Below are 17002 nucleotides of genomic sequence, written 5' to 3' on the forward strand. Positions count from 1 at the left end.
ATTTCCCCCCTCCATAAATGATTACGTCATTCCTATATGAATCTGACTGAACTCAAGCAAAAGCCGATTACCGAACTGCTCGAATTGGCCGAACAGATGGGCATAGAAAATATGGCCCGTTCGCGCAAGCAGGACGTGATTTTCTCCCTGCTGAAAAAGCACGCGAAAAGCGGCGAGGAAATCTCCGGTGATGGCGTGCTGGAGATTCTCCAGGACGGCTTCGGCTTCCTGCGCTCCGCTGACGCTTCCTACCTCGCCGGCCCGGACGATATCTACGTCTCGCCGAGCCAGATCCGTCGTTTCAACTTGCGCACCGGTGACACCATCGTTGGCAAGATCCGCCCTCCGAAGGAAGGCGAGCGTTACTTCGCTCTGCTCAAGGTCGACACGATCAACTTCGATCGTCCGGAGAACGCGAAGAACAAGATTCTCTTCGAGAACCTGACCCCGCTGTTCCCGACCGTGCGCATGAAGATGGAAGCCGGTAACGGTTCCACCGAAGACCTGACCGGTCGTGTGATCGACCTGTGCGCCCCGATCGGCAAAGGCCAGCGTGGTCTGATCGTTGCACCGCCGAAAGCCGGTAAAACGATCATGCTGCAGAACATCGCCGCGAACATCGCCCGTAACAATCCTGAAGTTCACCTGATCGTGCTGTTGATCGACGAACGTCCGGAAGAAGTGACCGAAATGCAGCGCACCGTGCGTGGCGAAGTGGTTGCCTCGACCTTCGACGAGCCGCCGACCCGTCACGTGCAGGTTGCCGAAATGGTGATCGAGAAGGCCAAGCGCCTGGTCGAACACAAGAAGGACGTGGTGATCCTGCTCGACTCCATCACCCGTCTGGCCCGTGCCTACAACACCGTGATCCCGAGCTCCGGCAAGGTGCTGACCGGTGGTGTTGACGCCCACGCCCTGGAGAAACCGAAGCGTTTCTTCGGTGCTGCGCGCAACATCGAAGAAGGCGGCTCGCTGACCATTATCGCCACCGCGCTGGTTGAAACCGGCTCGAAGATGGACGAAGTGATCTACGAAGAGTTCAAGGGTACCGGCAACATGGAGCTGCCGCTGGACCGCAAGATTGCGGAAAAGCGCGTCTTCCCGGCCATCAACATCAACCGCTCCGGCACCCGCCGCGAAGAGTTGCTGACGGCCGACGACGAACTGCAGCGCATGTGGATCCTGCGCAAGCTGCTGCACCCGATGGACGAAGTGGCTGCCATCGAGTTCCTGGTCGACAAGCTGAAAACGACCAAGACCAACGACGAGTTCTTCCTGTCGATGAAGCGCAAGTAACATCGCCGGTTGAACCGATAAAAAGGCGTCCCCTAAGGGGCGCCTTTTTTTTGCATGAAATTTGATCCGGCAATGGGAGGTTCTTGGTCTGGTAAGGTCTGTGATCGGGTAACTGAACAAACAGCGCTCGCGAGCCTCCGTTATTCAAGCTCAAGCTGTACAAAAAACAACCACCTGATTGGCATTAAAGATTTTATGAGCACACTCGCTTATCGAAGGGATATCGACGGCTTGCGGGCAGTCGCAGTGATCGCCGTGGTGCTGTTCCATTTTGGCGTCCCGGGGTTTACCGGCGGTTTTGTCGGCGTGGACGTGTTCTTCGTGATTTCCGGCTACCTCATCACCTCGATCATCTGGAATCAGCGTCAGGCGGGGCGTTTCAGCTTCGTCGAGTTCTGGGCGCGGCGCGCCCGGCGCATCCTGCCGGCGCTGTTTGCGATGATCATTGCGGTGCTGGCGGTGGGCTGGTTCCTGCTGGCGCCCAAGGATTACGAAGAACTGGGGCGCTCGGTGCGGTATCAGGTGACGTTCGTCTCGAACCTCCTGTTCATGCGTCAGGACGGCTACTTTGATGTCGCCTCCGACCTCAAACCGTTGTTGCACACTTGGTCGCTGGCGGTGGAGGAGCAGTTCTACATCTTCTTCCCGCTGCTGCTGACGTTGCTATCCAGTCGCCTGAAACACTGGCGGCTGGCACTGTTCGGCGTGCTGCTGGTGTCGTTCGGGCTGAGTGTGTGGGCGATCCATCATCACCCGGAAAAAGCCTTCTTCCTGCTGCCGATGCGCGCCTGGGAACTGCTCGCCGGGGCGATGCTGGCGGTTGCACCGCAACACGCCTGGCGCTTGAAGCCAATGGCTGCCCAGGCCTTGAGCCTGCTCGGCATGGGGTTGATCCTGCTGGCGGTGTTTGCCTATGACAAATCGACGCCATTCCCGGGTGTCACGGCGTTGCTGCCGGTACTGGGCGTGGTGCTGCTGATTCTGGCCAACGGTCATCGCGAGACCCTGGTGGGCCAATTGTTGAGCAGTCGGGTGATGGTTGGTCTCGGGCTGATCTCCTATTCCTGGTACCTGTGGCACTGGCCGGTGTTCGTGTTCTCCAGCTACGCCAGCGTCGATGAGCCGGGCGCGCTCGATACGGCCGGGTTGATCCTGCTGACCCTGGTGCTGGGTTATCTGTCGTGGAAATTCGTCGAAACACCGTTCCGTGAACGGCGCTTGCTCGCCGGGCGCCGGCAGATTCTGCTGGCTGGTTTCTGCGGGATTCTGCTGATCGGTCTGGCCGGGCAAGCCTTGCGCTGGACCGATGGCCTGCCATGGCGCTTGTCCGAGCAGGCACTGCAATACGCCAAGGGCCGCGAGTGGCGACCGGAGCTGATGGCGTGTCTGGCGGATGACAAGACTCCTGACGACAAACTGTTCTGCCATTACGGCGTGAAGGATCTGCCGACCCGGGCACTGGTCTGGGGCGACAGCCATGCCACGGCACTGATCCCGGTGTTCGATGACGGTGCCAAGGCCCATGGCGTCAACGTGATCCTTGCCAGTTCTCCTGGTTGCATTCCGGTTGATGGATTGGAGTACGACGGAGTCTGTGCGCGCTTCAACAAGCGGGTCGAGCAGGGGCTGAAAACCCAGGCGATCAGCGATGTGGTGCTGGTCGCCCGCTGGAGCCTGTACCTGTACGGCGACGCCAAGGGCGATCTCGGTCATGTGCTGAGAACACCGGACGGCCGTTACGATCGCGCCGAGGCCGAGCAGCGTTTTGCCGCAGGCCTGCGCACTCGCGTGGCGCAATTGCGTGCGGCCGGGTATCGCGTATGGCTGGTGAAAGAGGCGCCGTTGCAGGCGTTCAGCCCGCCGTATCGGCTGACGCGGCTGGCGATGCTCGATCGTCCGGTGGATGACGTCGGTCTGGCCGTCGAGGCGCACCACAAGCGTCAGGTGTTCATCAGCCAGTTGTTCGCGCAGTTGGCGCAGAATGATCCGGCGGTGCGCGTGGTCGATCCGGCACCGCGGCTGTGTGATGACAAGGGCCTGTGCCACGCCGAACTCGGTGGGTATTCGCTGTACACCGATGACAATCACCTGTCCGAAGTTGGTGCGCGGTTTGTGGCGCCGATCCTTGAGCCGCTGTTTATCGGCCTGCAAGCCCGGGAAAACCTTGGCAAAGCGCAGACGAATGCAGCCAAGTAAGCAGCGACAGGCTGCCACAGGGCTGCATAGCAGGTAGGATGTACGCCTATTTTGAGGGTGCCATCGTCAATGAAATTCAAGGATCTTCGGGATTTCGTGCAGCAGCTTGAGCAGCGCGGAGAGTTGAAACGCATCCAGATTCCCGTCTCGCCGGTGCTGGAGATGACCGAGGTGTGCGACCGCACACTGCGGGCCAAGGGCCCGGCGCTGCTGTTCGAGAAACCCACCGGTTACGACATTCCGGTGCTCGGCAACCTGTTCGGCACCCCGGAGCGGGTGGCCATGGGCATGGGCGCCGAGTCGGTCAGCGAACTGCGCGAGATCGGCAAGCTGCTGGCCTTCCTCAAGGAACCGGAGCCGCCGAAGGGCCTGAAGGACGCGTGGTCGAAACTGCCGATCTTCCGCAAGATCATCTCGATGGCGCCGAAAGTCGTCAAAGACGCGGTGTGCCAGGAAGTGGTCATCGAAGGCGACGACGTCGACCTGGCGATGCTGCCGGTGCAGACCTGCTGGCCCGGTGACGTCGGCCCGCTGATCACCTGGGGCCTGACCGTCACCAAAGGCCCGAACAAGGACCGCCAGAACCTCGGTATCTACCGTCAGCAAGTGATCGGCCGCAACAAGGTGATCATGCGCTGGCTCAGCCACCGTGGCGGTGCGCTGGACTTCCGTGAGTGGTGCGAGAAGCACCCGGGTCAGCCGTTCCCGGTGTCTGTGGCGCTGGGTGCAGACCCGGCGACCATTCTCGGTGCAGTGACGCCGGTGCCGGACAGCCTCTCCGAATACGCTTTCGCCGGTCTGTTGCGCGGTAACCGCACCGAATTGGTCAAATGCCGTGGCAACGACCTGCAAGTGCCGGCCACTGCCGAGATCATCCTCGAAGGTGTGATCCATCCGGGCGAAATGGCCGACGAAGGCCCGTACGGCGACCACACCGGTTACTACAACGAAGTCGACAGCTTCCCGGTGTTCACCGTCGAACGCATCACCCACCGGATCAAGCCGATCTACCACAGCACCTACACCGGTCGTCCGCCGGATGAGCCGGCGATTCTCGGCGTGGCGCTGAACGAAGTGTTCGTGCCGATCCTGCAGAAGCAGTTTCCGGAAATCACCGACTTCTACCTGCCGCCCGAAGGCTGCTCGTACCGCATGGCCGTGGTAACGATGAAGAAGTCGTATCCGGGGCATGCCAAGCGCGTGATGCTCGGTGTCTGGTCGTTTTTGCGACAGTTCATGTACACCAAGTTCGTTATCGTCACTGACGACGATATCAACGCCCGGGACTGGAACGACGTGATCTGGGCCATCACCACGCGCATGGATCCCAAGCGCGACACGGTGATGATCGACAACACGCCGATCGACTACCTCGACTTCGCCTCGCCGGTGTCCGGCCTGGGCTCGAAAATGGGCCTGGATGCCACCCACAAGTGGCCGGGCGAAACCACTCGCGAGTGGGGCCGTGTGATCGTCAAGGACGACGCCGTCACCCAGCGGATCGATGCCATCTGGAATCAGTTAGGAATAGATTGATGCGTGTAACCCTGCAGCCCTCCGGAGCGGTGCTTGAGATACGGCCCGGTGAGCGGATTCTCGATGGTGCGCGGCGCCTGGGCTACGACTGCCCGCAAAGCTGCCGCAACGGCAATTGCCATGTGTGTGCGGCGTTGCTGGTGGAAGGCCGGGTCGAACAGGCCGGCAAGGTGCACGACCACGGCGAGTTCTACACTTGCATAGCCGAGCCGCTGGAAGATTGCATCCTGCTGTGGGATGGCGTGCTCGCGTTGGGAGAACTGCCGGTGCGCAGCCTGTCGTGTCAGGTCATCGAATGCCGGGACGTCGGCGGCGACACCTGGCGCGTGCGTCTGCGGGCGCCGGCCGGCAAGCCGCCGCGTTATCACGCCGGGCAGTACCTGATGATCGAGCGTGAGAGCGGCGAGAAGTCGGCGTTCTCCATGGCCTCGGCGCCGCACGGCGGGCGCGACCTGGAAATCCACGTACTGGCCCGCGAAGCCAGTGCCCTGAGTCTGATCGAGCAACTGCAGCGCAACCCGCTGGTGCGCGTCGAATTGCCGTTCGGTGACACTCACCTCGCCGAATTGCCCGACGGGCCGCTGGTGCTGATCGCCGCCGGTACCGGCATGGGCCAGATCCACAGTCTGATCGAACACTGCCGTGCCAACGGCTTCAAACACCCGGTGCATCTGTATTGGGGTGTACGCCGTCCGGAAGATTTCTACGAGATCGAGCATTGGGACGAATGGTTGAAGCTGCCCAATCTGTTCCTGCACAAAGTGGTCAGCGACCAGTGCGGTTGGGAAGGGCGCTGCGGGATGTTGCACCAGGCCGTGTGTGAAGACTTCGCCGATCTGAAGTCCCTGCACGTCTACGCCAGCGGCTCGCCGGCGATGGTCTACGGCACGCTGGATGCTCTGGTGGAAGCCGGCATGGATGCACACCAGATGCGCGCCGACGTATTTGCCTACGCGCCTCGATCCTGATCCGTGCGAATTGAGCCGCGCCCCTAGAAACGCACGCCGGTCGTCACCATCGCCGCATTGGCGCCGAGAAACACCAGCTCGGCGGCCAATGGGCCGTAGTGAGTGCCGACGGACGGAATGATCACCGGCGCAACGCCGTAGCGGTTCAACGGAATCTTGTCCTTGTAATCACCGCGATAGCCCTGCAACAGCCCACCCGTGACTTTCAGATACACCGGATACTCGCTGCTGTCATAGCGTTTGCCGGCATAGGCGTAATTCGATCGCTGGCGGAACGAGTTACGGAAAGTTGCCCCGCCAAATACCCAGCCGGAAGCCTGATTGCGTTCGATGCCGATCAAGTCCTGATGATTATTGTGTTCGGGGTCGGGCGAATAATGTCGGGTATAGACACTGGTCTGTGCATACCAGAAGCCCTGGTCTTTTTGAGTGTCATCCTCGGCCAGCGCCTGGTCGGTTTGAATCAATAGCAATGCGGCCAAAAGCCTTGGTTTCTTCATTGTGCAGCCTCGGTTAAACGGGATGGCTTGCGCCAGAGGAAGGCCGTTATACGTAGGCGTTCAGCGACGGGAAAGACAGAAAGTCCGACAGTTTAGTAGGAAGATTCCTGCGCTTTCTTGAACCAATCCTGAACAAGCGAAGGCTTATGCATATTTCATTCGGGTATTTAAGATATTTCGGCAATGGTATTAGGGTATATGAAACCGCATAGCGTTGACTGATACACCTGGTTTAGCGCTATCGAGCAGGTCATACATCCTTTAGCACTTTTCGTTTTAGATTTACTGCTATATGTTCTATCGAACGAATTGCGCTTACATCTTGTAATACTTGCGGGGCCGAACACTTCCGTCATGACAGCCATAGAATCTGCTTTTCTGAATCTGGCTTATCCTCCGCGGCTCGATCTGGGGCCGCAGCTCACTCACGAACAACTTCTCGCTTCCATGCAATCGACCATGGCGCGCCACAAGGGCGGGCCGGTGTGGCTGTTCGCCTACGGGTCGCTGATCTGGCGCCCGGAATGTTCGGCGGTGCAGCGGGTGCGCGGGCGAGTGCATGGCTATCATCGCGGTTTGTATCTGTGGTCGCACGAGCACCGTGGGACGCCGGAAATGCCCGGGCTGGTGTTCGGTCTGGATCGCGGCGGTTCGTGCAGCGGCTTTGCCTATCGGCTGCCGGAAGAAAATCTCGACGCTGCGCTGTACGCGCTGTGGAAACGCGAGATGCCGTTCCCGTCCTATCGCCCACACTGGCTCAACTGCCGTCTTGAGGACGGTAGCCAGGTTCAGGCGTTGGGGTTTGTTTTGGAGCGACACCTGCCCAGCTATGCCGGCAACTTGCCGGATCATGTGCTGAGTCAGGTGTTCGAAAGCGCTTGCGGGCGCTACGGCACCACTCGCGATTATGTCGAGCAGACCGCCCACGCCCTGCGCAGCCACGCCATGCCGGATCGAAATCTGGAGGCGCGGCTCAAGCGCTGCCAGTCAAAAGCCGATCAGGCGACGGCTTCACGACTCTGACTGGCGACTTGTTTGTGCCATAGCGTCGGCGCCAGGAAGGCCATCGACAGCAGGCAAGCGCCCACCAGCAGCACGAAACCACCGTCCCAGCCGAAGTGGTCAACGGTGTAGCCCATCGCCGCACTTGCCGCGACCGAACCACCCAGATAGCCGAACAGACCGGTAAAGCCCGCTGCCGTACCGGCGGCTTTCTTCGGTGCCAGTTCCAGCGCCTGCAGGCCGATCAGCATCACCGGGCCGTAGATCAGGAAGCCGATGGAGAACAGCGCGATCATGTCCACGGTCGGGTTGCCGGCCGGATTCAGCCAGTAAACCAGGGTCGCAACGGTCACCAGCGCCATGAACACCATGCCGGTCAGGCCACGGTTGCCACGGAAGATCTTGTCCGACATCCAGCCGCACAGCAGCGTGCCCGGAATGCCCGCCCATTCGTAGAAGAAGTAGGCCCACGAAGTCTTGTCGACGTCGAAGTGCTTGGCTTCTTTCAGGTAGGTCGGCGCCCAGTCCAGTACGCCGTAACGCAGCAGGTAGACGAAGACGTTGGCCATGGCGATGTACCAGAGCATTTTGTTGCGCAGCACGTATTTGACGAAGATTTCCTTGGCACTGAATTCGTCTTCGTGGCTGGCGTCGTAGCCTTCCGGGTAGTCGTTCTTGTACTTTTCGATCGGCGGCAGGCCGACCGATTGCGGGGTGTCGCGCATGGTGATGAAGGCAAACACCGCCACGCCCAGCGCCACCGCTGCCGGAACGTAGAAGGCTGCGTGCCAGTCATTGAACAGGCCCATGCCGATCAGGAACAGCGGGCCGATCAGGCCGCCGCCGACGTTATGCGCCACGTTCCATACCGAAACCACGCCGCCACGTTCCTTCTGCGACCACCAGTGCACCATGGTGCGACCGCTCGGCGGCCAGCCCATGCCCTGGGCCCAGCCGTTGATGAACAGCAGGATGAACATCATGGTCACGCTGGACGTCGCCCACGGCGCGAAACCGAAAATGAACATCACTCCCGCCGACACCAGCAGACCGAACGGCAGGAAGTAGCGCGGGTTGGAACGGTCGGAGACCAGGCCCATCAGGAACTTGGACAGGCCGTAGGCAATGGCGATGGCCGACATCGCCAGACCCAGATCGCCACGGCTGTAGCCCTCGTCGATCAGGTACGGCATGGCCAGCGAGAAGTTTTTGCGCAGCAGGTAGTAACCGGCGTAACCAAAGAAGATACCGGCGAAGATCTGCCAGCGCAGGCGTCGGTAAGTACTGTCTATTTTTTCTTCAGGCAATGGAGCCTGATGTGCGGCAGGTCGAAAGAAAGCAAACATTCAAGAGCTCCAGATTTCTTGTTTTGACTGCGGATGCGAATGTTACAGTTTCGTTACCGAAAATAGCACCGGTTCGCATCGGCAAAACAGCGGAAAATGTTGGAAGTCGCATGTTCTTTTACGAACCTGTCGCTCAGCTGTAAGAACAGGGCGTTTTCACCCCTTATCAACATTGGGTGACTTAGACTCGCGGCCCGTTCAGCCGATTGATCAGCCGAGATAAGAAATGTCACTGAAGGTTCGCATGTTGGTGCCGAGATTTTTGGTGGCGGCTGGAATCGCCGTTGTCATGCTGCTCTTGATCGTCACCGATCATCCGGCCCATTCCGGTCTGCGCAACACCACGGTGCTGATCATTCGGCACGCGGAAAAGCCGGATGCGGGATCGCTACTCAATGCCCGCGGCGAACAGCGTGCGGCCGCCTACGTCGACTATTTCAATCCGCTGAAACTCGACGGCCAGACGCTCACCCCCCAGCGCTTGATCGCTGCCGGCGACACCCCGGAGAGTTCGCGCTCGCGCCTGACGCTGACGCCGCTGTCCGAGCGTTTGAAACTGCCGATCGAGCAGCCCTACATCAATGGCGATCTCCATCAACTGGTCGGCTTGTTGCGCAAGAGCAATCAGGCGCCGACGGTGCTGATCGCCTGGCATCACGGCCATATCAATAAGCTGATCAAGGCGTTCGGTGGCGACGCGACAGCGCTGATGGGACAGGAAAAATGGCCGGATGATGTATTCGACTGGCTGATCGTCCTGCGCTTCGATGAGAACGGGCGACTGATCCCGTCTCGCAGCCATAAAGTGCAGGAACACCTGTTGCCGGGCGACCTCGCTGGTGCAAACGGCGGCTAAACGTCCGTCAGAAAATGTACCTGCAGCCCTTTGCGCAGGGGACTCGCCAGAATTCCCACCGAGATCAGGAAATGTCCTGCATCGCAAAGCGAAGCTGCGCCATTCAGTTAAAGGGCCTTGCTCCGTAACCTTTCTGTAGTTGCCGAACAGGCATTTCACTAGGGAAGGGGCGGGATCATGCGATGGTTTTTTGCTGGGCTTTTATTGATGATCTTCAGCCTCGCGCTGGCAGCGGAAGGGTTGCTCATACCCGAAAACAATCCCATGCCGATTTACCCCAAGGTGTTGTCCAGAGCCGGGGTCGAAGGCGAGGTCAGGGTCAGCTTCATCGTCAAGGCGGATGGTTCGGTCAGCGGGATCAACATTGTGCAAAGTGCTCATCCCGAGCTGGCTGAGGTGGTCAAAGATGCGGTAACACAGTGGCGATTCAAACCCTGGACGGTAGCGGGAGAGCGGCCGGCGGAGCAGTCGGTCGTTGCGCCGATAGTCTTTCGCCTGGATCTGGACCAGCCGATCGACATCAATCAGTGGCTGAAGTCAGTTAAGTGTCACGTCATCAATGGCGGTTTCAGAAACATGCCAGAGCACGCGTTGGTTGACGCGAAGGTGTTCGACTACACCCGTGCGTACATTTCGAACGTGATCCACAAGAGTCAGTTGGCCTATGAGCAGCGACTGGCGATCATCGCCGAGATGAACCGGCGCGTACCGATGATCGTCAGGGGCTGCCGGGAAAACCCCATGCGTAGATACATGAGTTTTCTGCCGGGGGAGGTTCGTGATTTGCTTTGACAGGTGGCGACGCAGCGCCGTTGAGGGTGACGCTGCGTCGCTGCTGTGCGCGGCTCAAGCCGGTTGCGGGAAGTCACCGGCCTGAAAAACTCAGCGCACCTGCACCACCACCTTGCCCACAGCCTTGCGTTGCCCCAGATCATTGATCGCTTGCGCCGCGTTGCTCAGCGGATACACCTGCGACACCAGCGGTTTCAACTTGCCCTCGGCGAACCAGCTGAACAACTGCTGGAAGTTCGCCGCGTTTTCCTGCGGCTGGCGCTGGGCGAAGGAGCCCCAGAACACGCCGACCACTGCCGCGCCCTTGAGCAGGGCGAGGTTGACCGGCAGTTCGGGGATGCGCCCGCTGGCGAAGCCGACCACCAGCAGGCGGCCGTTCCAGGCGATGGCCCGAATGGCCTGGTCAAACAGGTCGCCGCCGACCGGGTCGTAGATCACGTCGGCGCCCTGGCCGTCGGTGAGGCGTTTGATTTCGTCCTTGAGGCTGGTTTCGCTGTAGTTGATCAGTTCATCGGCGCCGGCGGCCTTGGCCACGGCGAGTTTTTCCGCGCTGCTGGCGGCGGCAATCACTCGGGCGCCCATGGCTTTGCCGATTTCCACCGCCGCCAGACCAACGCCGCCGGAAGCGCCGAGCACCAGCAGGGTCTCGCCCGGTTGCAGGTTCGCGCGTTGCTTGAGGGCGTGCATCGAAGTGCCGTAGGTCATGCTGAACGCCGCAGCGGTATTGAAATCCATCGACGTCGGGATCGGCAGCACGTTGTAGCCCGGCACGGCGACCTGTTCGGCGAAGCTGCCCCAGCCGGTCAGGGCCATGACCCGGTCGCCGACTTTCAGATGGCTGACTTTCTCACCGACGGCGCTGACCACGCCGGCCGCTTCGCCCCCCGGAGAAAACGGGAAGGGCGGCTTGAACTGATACTTGCCCTCGATGATCAGCGTGTCCGGGAAGTTGACCCCGGCGGCGTGCACCTCCAGCAGGATTTCGTTCTTCTTCGCGACAGGACTGGCGACGTCTTCCAGCACCAGCGATTCGGCAGGGCCGAAGGCTTTGCACAGCACGGCTTTCATCAGGGCTATTCCTTTGGGAGTGATGGCCGATAAGTGTAGGTGTGTCAGTCAACGGGTCAACGAGCATGCCCGACCCTGATAGTCAGCCATAAGCTTGTGCTTGCGCGGCGGGTCGTTATGCTAGGCCGCAAACCGGATAAGGAGCGAATTGTGAAAGCGTGGATCATGTTGTTGCTGGCCCTGTCTCTGCCTGTGGCAGCGCTGGCCGAAGAAGCCAAAGAAGGCGAGGCGCCGAAGGTCAACTACATCACCCTGAACCCGCCGTTCGTGGGTAACTACGGGCTGGACGGCACGCCCAAGCTCAAGGTCTACAAGGCCGACGTGGCGCTGCGTGTGACCGGCGACGAGGCGACCAAACTGGTCAAGGCCAACGAGCCGCTGATCCGCAATCAACTGGTGGCGCTGTTCACCCAGCAGACGACCGAGGCGATGGGCAGCATCGAAGGCAAGGAGAAGCTGCGTCAGGAAGCGCTGAAGCAGACTCAGCAAGTGATGAATGACGAGACCGGCAAGCCGGTGGTTGAAGATCTGTTGTTCAACAACCTGATCATTCAGTAACCACGCTGGCCGCTGTTCAGGACGCCAGGCTTTTGCGAAAGCGTGCCAGCGCGATGAGGAAGAACAGCAGGCCGATGCCCGTCAGCGCCAGCAAGTCCGGCCAGACCACGCTCAGCCCGGCATCGCGAAACAGAATCGCGGCGCTGAGGCTGACAAAGTGTGTGGACGGCGAGCCCTGCATGACCCATTGCAGCCACTGCGGCATGCTGTCCAATGGCGTGCTGCCGCCGGACAGCAGCAACATCGGGATGATCACCGGAATCGCCAGCAGACCGAACTGCGGCGTCGAACGCGCCAGCGTCGCCAGAAAGATGCCCAGCGCGGTACTGGCAAACAGATAAACCGCGGTCACCAGCAAAAACAGGCTCATCGAGCCGGCCAACGGCACGCCCAACGCGCCTTTGACCACCACCTCCAGCGACAGCCAGGTGCACAGCACCACCACCAGCAGGTTGCTCCAGATTTTCGCCAGCATGATTTCCAGCGCCGTCAGCGGCAGCACCAGTAAATGGTCGAGCGTGCCGTGTTCGCGTTCGCGCAGCAGCGCAGTGCCGGTGAGGATGATCGCCAGAATGGTGATGTTGTTGACGATCTGAATCACCGCCAGAAACCAGCCACCCTCCAGATTGGTGTTGAACAGGGCGCGAGTAGTCAGTTGCACGGGCGCCTTGGCCGCTGCGTTGCCCTGACCGGCATAGTCGAGCAATTCGCGCTGGAAGATCCGGCCGATGTAGCCGGCGCCCATGAACGCTTGGCTCATGGCTGTGGCATCGACGTTGACCTGAATCGCCGGTTGCCGCGCGGCGAGCAAGTCGGTTTGAAAGCCCGCCGGAATATTGATCACGAAGGTGTACTGACCGCTGTCCATGACCTGATCCAGTTGCGCATAAGGCAGCAGCACCGGCGTCTGGAATTCCGGCGGCTGCAGGGCCTGGGCCAATTGGCGTGAGAGGGCGCTGTGGTCTTCGTCGACGATGGCCACGCTGGCGTTGTGCACGCCGATCACCGAACCGGCGGCGGGCATGTAGATCGCAACGGTGAAAGCGTAGAACAGGAACAGCAGCAACACGCTGTCATGGCGCAGGCTGGTCAGCTCCTTGAGTCCCAGGCGCAGGATGTGCGCGAACTTGTGCATCAGGCCTCCTGCTTTTTCAGCATGATCAGGCTCAGCCCGGTGAACCCGACAAAGAACCCGAACAGCGCCAGGCACTGCGGCCAAAGCTGACGCAAGTCCAGCGCTTTGGTAAACGTGCCCACCGCAATGTCGAGGAAGTGCCCCGCCGGAAACAGCGTGCCCATCACTGCTGCCGCACCTTCCAGTGAAGAGCGCGGCACGATCAATCCGGAGAACTGGATGGTCGGCAGGCTGGTGATGATCATGGTGCCGAGGATCGCGGCGATTTGTGTGCGGGTGAATGCCGAAATCAGCAGGCCCATGCTGGTGGTGGCCAACACATACAGCAGTCCGCCGAATGCCAGCGTCAGCAGGCTGCCCTTGAACGGCACGCCGAACAGCCAGCGATTCATCGCCACCAGCACTGCGAGGTTGACCAGACTGACCAGCAGGTACGGCGCCTGTTTGCCCAGCAGAAACTCCAGACGGGTCAGGGGCGTGGCGTAGAAATTGGTGATCGACCCCAGCTCCTTTTCGCGGACGATGCCGAGCGCCGTGAGCATCGCCGGAATGAAGGCGAGGATCAGCGCCATGACCCCGGGGCCGATGGCGTTGACGCTGACCACGTCCTGGTTGTAGCGAAAGCGGGTTTCCAGACTAGCGGCCGCCGGATGGGCCAGCGCGGGGCTGCTCTGCTCGGCCAGCTGTTGCAGATTGCCCAGGTGCACGGCTTCAACATAGTTACGGCTGGTTTCGGCGCGAAACGGCATGCCGCCATCCAGCCACGCCGCCACGGCGGGTTGACGCCCGGCGTACAGATCGCGGCCGAATCCGGGGGGAATCTCCAGCGCCAGTTTGATTTCCGAGCGTTGCAGGCGCCGGTGCAGTTCCTGCGGGTCATGAATGGCCGGCTGTTCATCGAAGTACCGGGAGCCGCGAAACGCCTCCAGATAAGCTCGGCTTTGCGGTGTCTGATCCTGGTCGTACACGGCGAACGCGAGGTTTTCCACGTCCAGCGAGATGCCGTAACCGAAGATCACCATCATGAAAATCGCCCCGGCCAAGGCGAACGCCATGCGCACTTTGTCGCGCAGCAGCTCCTTGCCTTCGCGACTGGCCACGGCCAACAGGCGACCGAGGCTGAAACCGTGCTGGGGCACTGGTGTTGTCGCAGCGCTCGGCGGCGCCATTTGCGGCTCGGCCACAGGCGCTGATGCCTGAGCACCCTGAGCCTGTTCCAGGCAGGTGACGAAGGCCGCTTCCAGCGTCTCTCCCGCAAACTGGCGTTGCAGCGCCGCCGGGGTGTCGCACGCGAGGACCTTGCCGGCGTGCATCAGTGAGATGCGGTCGCAGCGCTGCGCTTCGTTCATGAAGTGCGTGGAGAGGAAGATCGTCACGCCTTGCTCGCGGGACAACTCGATCAACAGTCGCCAGAAGTCATCGCGAGCCGCCGGATCGACGCCGGAAGTCGGCTCATCGAGGATCAGCACTTCCGGGCGGTGCAGCACCGCCACCGCCAGTGACAGACGTTGGCGCAGTCCCAATGGCAACGCCCCGGAAGGCTGGTCGGCGACCGCAAGCAGATTGAAGCGCTGAATCAATGCCTCGATGCGTTGTGCACTCTCGGTTTTTGGCAGATCGAACAGCCGCGCGTGCAGCTCGAGGTTCTGCTGCACACTCAGTTCGCCATACAGCGAAAAACTCTGCGACATGAACCCGACCCGCTTGCGCGTGGCCAGATCCTTGGCGTTCACCGGGTTGCCGAGCAGCGTTGCACTGCCTTCGCTGGCCGGCATCAACCCGGTCAGGACTTTCATGGTGGTGGTCTTGCCGCAGCCGTTGGAGCCAAGAAAGCCGAAAATTTCGCCACGCCCAATGGCAAAACTGACGTGATCCACAGCGGTGAAATCGCCGAAGCGCAGCGTCAGATCGTGGGCTTCGATGGCGATGTCGCTGCTGTTGCCGCTGCGCGGTGGAATCACCAGCGGCTGAGCGTCGTGATGGCTGTCACCCTGAAAATGAGTGAAGGCGTCGTCGAGCTTGCCGCTGGAGGTGACGGTCGCCAGCTCACGACTCAGGCCGGTGGCGATCAACTTGCCGGCGTCGAGCATCAGGCAATGCTCGAACTGCTCGGCTTCTTCCATATAGGCCGTGGCAACCAGCAGCGTCAGTTGCGGGCGCTGGCGTCGCACATCGTCGACCAACTCCCAGAAGCGCCGGCGCGAGAGCGGGTCGACGCCGGTGGTAGGCTCATCGAGGATCAGCAGATCCGGTTCATGGATTAGCGCGCAGCACAGCCCGAGTTTCTGCTTCATGCCGCCGGACAACTTGCCGGCGGGGCGCTCGGCGAACTTCAGCAGATCCGTGGCGAGCAGCAGGCTATGCATGCGCTGCTCGCTTTCAGCCTTGGACAGGCCGAACAACGTCGAAAAGAACTGGATGTTTTCGCGGATCGACAGCTCGGGGTACAAGTTGCCGCCCAGCCCCTGCGGCATGAAGGCGATGCGCGCATAGAGTGTGTCGCGATGCCGGCGATCCTTGATCGCGCCACCGAGCACCTCCAGTTGCCCTTGCTGTAAGGTCTTCACGCCGGCAATCAATCCCAGCAGGCTGGACTTGCCCGCACCATCGGGGCCGATCAGCCCGCAGCGGGTGCCGGTGGGCAGGCTGAAGGCAATGTCGCTCAGCGCTTGCTGTTTGCCGTAGCGGTGGGCGATACCGTTCGCTTGAACCGCAAGGCCGCTCATTGCAGATTGGCCGGCCATTCGACGGGCGCGATCCGCACGTAGCCGGCGCCGGGCATGCCGGGTTTGGCCTGCGGCACGGCGCTGGGCTGGACCAGGCGCAGCTTGACGCGGAACACCAGTTTTTGCCGCTCGTCGCGGGTCTCGACCTCTTTGGGGGTGAACTGCGATTTGGCCGCGACGAAACTGATTTTTGCCGGCAGCGGTTTATCGGGCAAGGCATCGAGCAGCACTCGCGCCTCGTCGCCCACCGCCAGGCGTCCGGCCACCGCGGCTGACAGATAGAGGTTCATGTACTGGTCGTTGGGATCGATCAGCAGCAAGACCCGGCCCCCGGCCCCCAGCACTTCGCCGGGCTCGGCCATGCGCAGCTGGATCACGCCATCAATCGGCGCGCGCAGACTGCTGTCGTCAATTTCGCTGGTCAACTGCGCGACTTGAGCCTGTGCCGCGCCAATCGCCGCACTGACAGCAGACACCTGGGCCCGGGCGGCGACAACGGCGGCATTACCGGTGCCAAGACGTGACTGCAGTTGATCGATGATTTGCGCGCTGACATAACCGTGCTTGAACAGTGATTGCGAACGCCCGAGCTCTTGCTGGGCCAGCAACAGCTCACTCTGGCGCAATTGCACATTGGCCTGAGCGGCGTTGAGATTTTCCCGGGCGCGCAACACTTGGGCTTCGGCCTGATTGCGCTGGGCTTCGAGGGTTCGGGTGTCCATGCGCGCCAGCAGTTGCCCTTTACTGACTTTGTCGCCTTCATCCACAAGCACCTCGGCGAGGCGCCCGGGAGTCTTGCTGGCGATCTGCACTTCGGTGGCTTCCAGCCTACCGTTGCCCATCGACAGCCCTTCGACCAGGCGGCTGCTGATGGACATCCAGTAACCCAATCCGCCAGCGGCGGCGAGTAACACCAGGAGCGAACCGGCGTATAGAAGTGAAGAACGGCTGTGCGTCGACATGGGGGCATCCTGCGGCAGTGGCTTGCAGTCTGACTGTTCAAGCGTTCCGTTCGCTTGATGT

The 17002-nt window shown here is 60.9% G+C and carries 14 protein-coding genes; 8 read left to right on the forward strand and 6 right to left on the reverse strand.

Annotated features, from left to right (window positions below):
• The first annotated feature begins 36 nt into the window (after window positions 1-36).
• The 4 genes from rho (at window position 37) to JFU48_RS08395 (ending at window position 5996) form a co-directional block, all read left to right on the forward strand.
• Window positions 37-1296, forward strand: coding sequence for a transcription termination factor Rho (gene rho / locus JFU48_RS08380; protein WP_003229334.1), 1260 nt, complete (start codon window positions 37-39; stop codon window positions 1294-1296).
• A 195-nt stretch (window positions 1297-1491) separates the two neighbouring features.
• The gene (locus tag JFU48_RS08385) at window positions 1492-3492 is read left to right on the forward strand and encodes an acyltransferase family protein (RefSeq protein WP_201136282.1); all 2001 of its coding nucleotides are present in this window, start codon (window positions 1492-1494) and stop codon (window positions 3490-3492) included.
• Between the two features lie 69 nt (window positions 3493-3561).
• The gene (ubiD, locus tag JFU48_RS08390; protein WP_003229330.1) at window positions 3562-5028 is read left to right on the forward strand and encodes a 4-hydroxy-3-polyprenylbenzoate decarboxylase; all 1467 of its coding nucleotides are present in this window, start codon (window positions 3562-3564) and stop codon (window positions 5026-5028) included.
• Window positions 5028-5996 carry a CDP-6-deoxy-delta-3,4-glucoseen reductase gene (locus tag JFU48_RS08395; RefSeq protein ID WP_103483652.1) on the forward strand — a complete coding sequence of 323 codons (969 nt, stop codon included), beginning with the start codon at window positions 5028-5030 and terminating at the stop codon, window positions 5994-5996. The genes ubiD and JFU48_RS08395 overlap by 1 nt, the downstream gene beginning before the upstream one ends.
• A 23-nt stretch (window positions 5997-6019) precedes the next feature.
• On the opposite strand, the gene JFU48_RS08400 is transcribed toward JFU48_RS08395, so the two are convergent.
• The gene (locus tag JFU48_RS08400) at window positions 6020-6496 is read right to left on the reverse strand and encodes a hypothetical protein (RefSeq protein ID WP_003229327.1); all 477 of its coding nucleotides are present in this window, start codon (window positions 6494-6496) and stop codon (window positions 6020-6022) included.
• Between the two features lie 354 nt (window positions 6497-6850).
• Here JFU48_RS08400 and JFU48_RS08405 point away from each other — a divergent pair, with 354 nt between their 5' ends.
• On the forward strand, window positions 6851-7519 hold the full coding sequence (locus JFU48_RS08405) for a gamma-glutamylcyclotransferase (RefSeq protein WP_201136283.1): 669 nt from the start codon (window positions 6851-6853) through the stop codon (window positions 7517-7519).
• On the opposite strand, the gene glpT is transcribed toward JFU48_RS08405, so the two are convergent.
• Window positions 7495-8844: a glycerol-3-phosphate transporter gene (gene glpT, locus JFU48_RS08410; RefSeq protein WP_003229323.1), complete on the reverse strand. Its 1350-nt coding sequence runs from the start codon at window positions 8842-8844 to the stop codon at window positions 7495-7497. The two genes, JFU48_RS08405 and glpT, sit on opposite strands and share 25 nt — an antisense overlap.
• Window positions 8845-9070: 226 nt before the next feature.
• Here glpT and JFU48_RS08415 point away from each other — a divergent pair, with 226 nt between their 5' ends.
• Together JFU48_RS08415 and JFU48_RS08420 are read left to right on the forward strand one after the other, a co-directional pair.
• Window positions 9071-9700, forward strand: coding sequence for a flagellar basal body-associated protein FliL (locus JFU48_RS08415; RefSeq protein WP_201136284.1), 630 nt, complete (start codon window positions 9071-9073; stop codon window positions 9698-9700).
• A gap of 177 nt (window positions 9701-9877) precedes the next feature.
• The gene (locus JFU48_RS08420; protein ID WP_103483649.1) at window positions 9878-10492 is read left to right on the forward strand and encodes an energy transducer TonB; all 615 of its coding nucleotides are present in this window, start codon (window positions 9878-9880) and stop codon (window positions 10490-10492) included.
• Between the two features lie 90 nt (window positions 10493-10582).
• Here JFU48_RS08420 and JFU48_RS08425 read toward each other — a convergent pair whose 3' ends face one another.
• The gene (locus JFU48_RS08425) at window positions 10583-11560 is read right to left on the reverse strand and encodes an NADPH:quinone oxidoreductase family protein (RefSeq protein WP_201136285.1); all 978 of its coding nucleotides are present in this window, start codon (window positions 11558-11560) and stop codon (window positions 10583-10585) included.
• Window positions 11561-11710: 150 nt separating this feature from the next.
• On the opposite strand from JFU48_RS08425, the gene JFU48_RS08430 reads away from it, so the two are divergent.
• On the forward strand, window positions 11711-12118 hold the full coding sequence (locus JFU48_RS08430) for a flagellar basal body-associated protein FliL (protein ID WP_103519715.1): 408 nt from the start codon (window positions 11711-11713) through the stop codon (window positions 12116-12118).
• Window positions 12119-12134: 16 nt separating this feature from the next.
• Here JFU48_RS08430 and JFU48_RS08435 read toward each other — a convergent pair whose 3' ends face one another.
• Genes JFU48_RS08435 through JFU48_RS08445 form a run of 3 tightly spaced genes read right to left on the reverse strand, consistent with a single transcriptional unit; the run spans window position 12135 to window position 16941 of the window.
• The gene (locus tag JFU48_RS08435) at window positions 12135-13253 is read right to left on the reverse strand and encodes an ABC transporter permease (RefSeq protein ID WP_003229315.1); all 1119 of its coding nucleotides are present in this window, start codon (window positions 13251-13253) and stop codon (window positions 12135-12137) included.
• A complete protein-coding gene (rbbA, locus tag JFU48_RS08440; RefSeq protein ID WP_201136286.1) occupies window positions 13253-15979 on the reverse strand; it encodes a ribosome-associated ATPase/putative transporter RbbA in 2727 nt (908 codons plus the stop codon). Before rbbA ends, JFU48_RS08435 begins: the two co-directional genes overlap by 1 nt.
• Window positions 15976-16941: an HlyD family secretion protein gene (locus JFU48_RS08445; RefSeq protein WP_201136287.1), complete on the reverse strand. Its 966-nt coding sequence runs from the start codon at window positions 16939-16941 to the stop codon at window positions 15976-15978. Before JFU48_RS08445 ends, rbbA begins: the two co-directional genes overlap by 4 nt.
• Window positions 16942-17002: the final 61 nt, after the last annotated feature.

It is taken from the genome of Pseudomonas sp. TH49 (assembly GCF_016650625.1).
Classification (GTDB): Bacteria; Pseudomonadota; Gammaproteobacteria; order Pseudomonadales; family Pseudomonadaceae; genus Aquipseudomonas; species Aquipseudomonas fluorescens_H.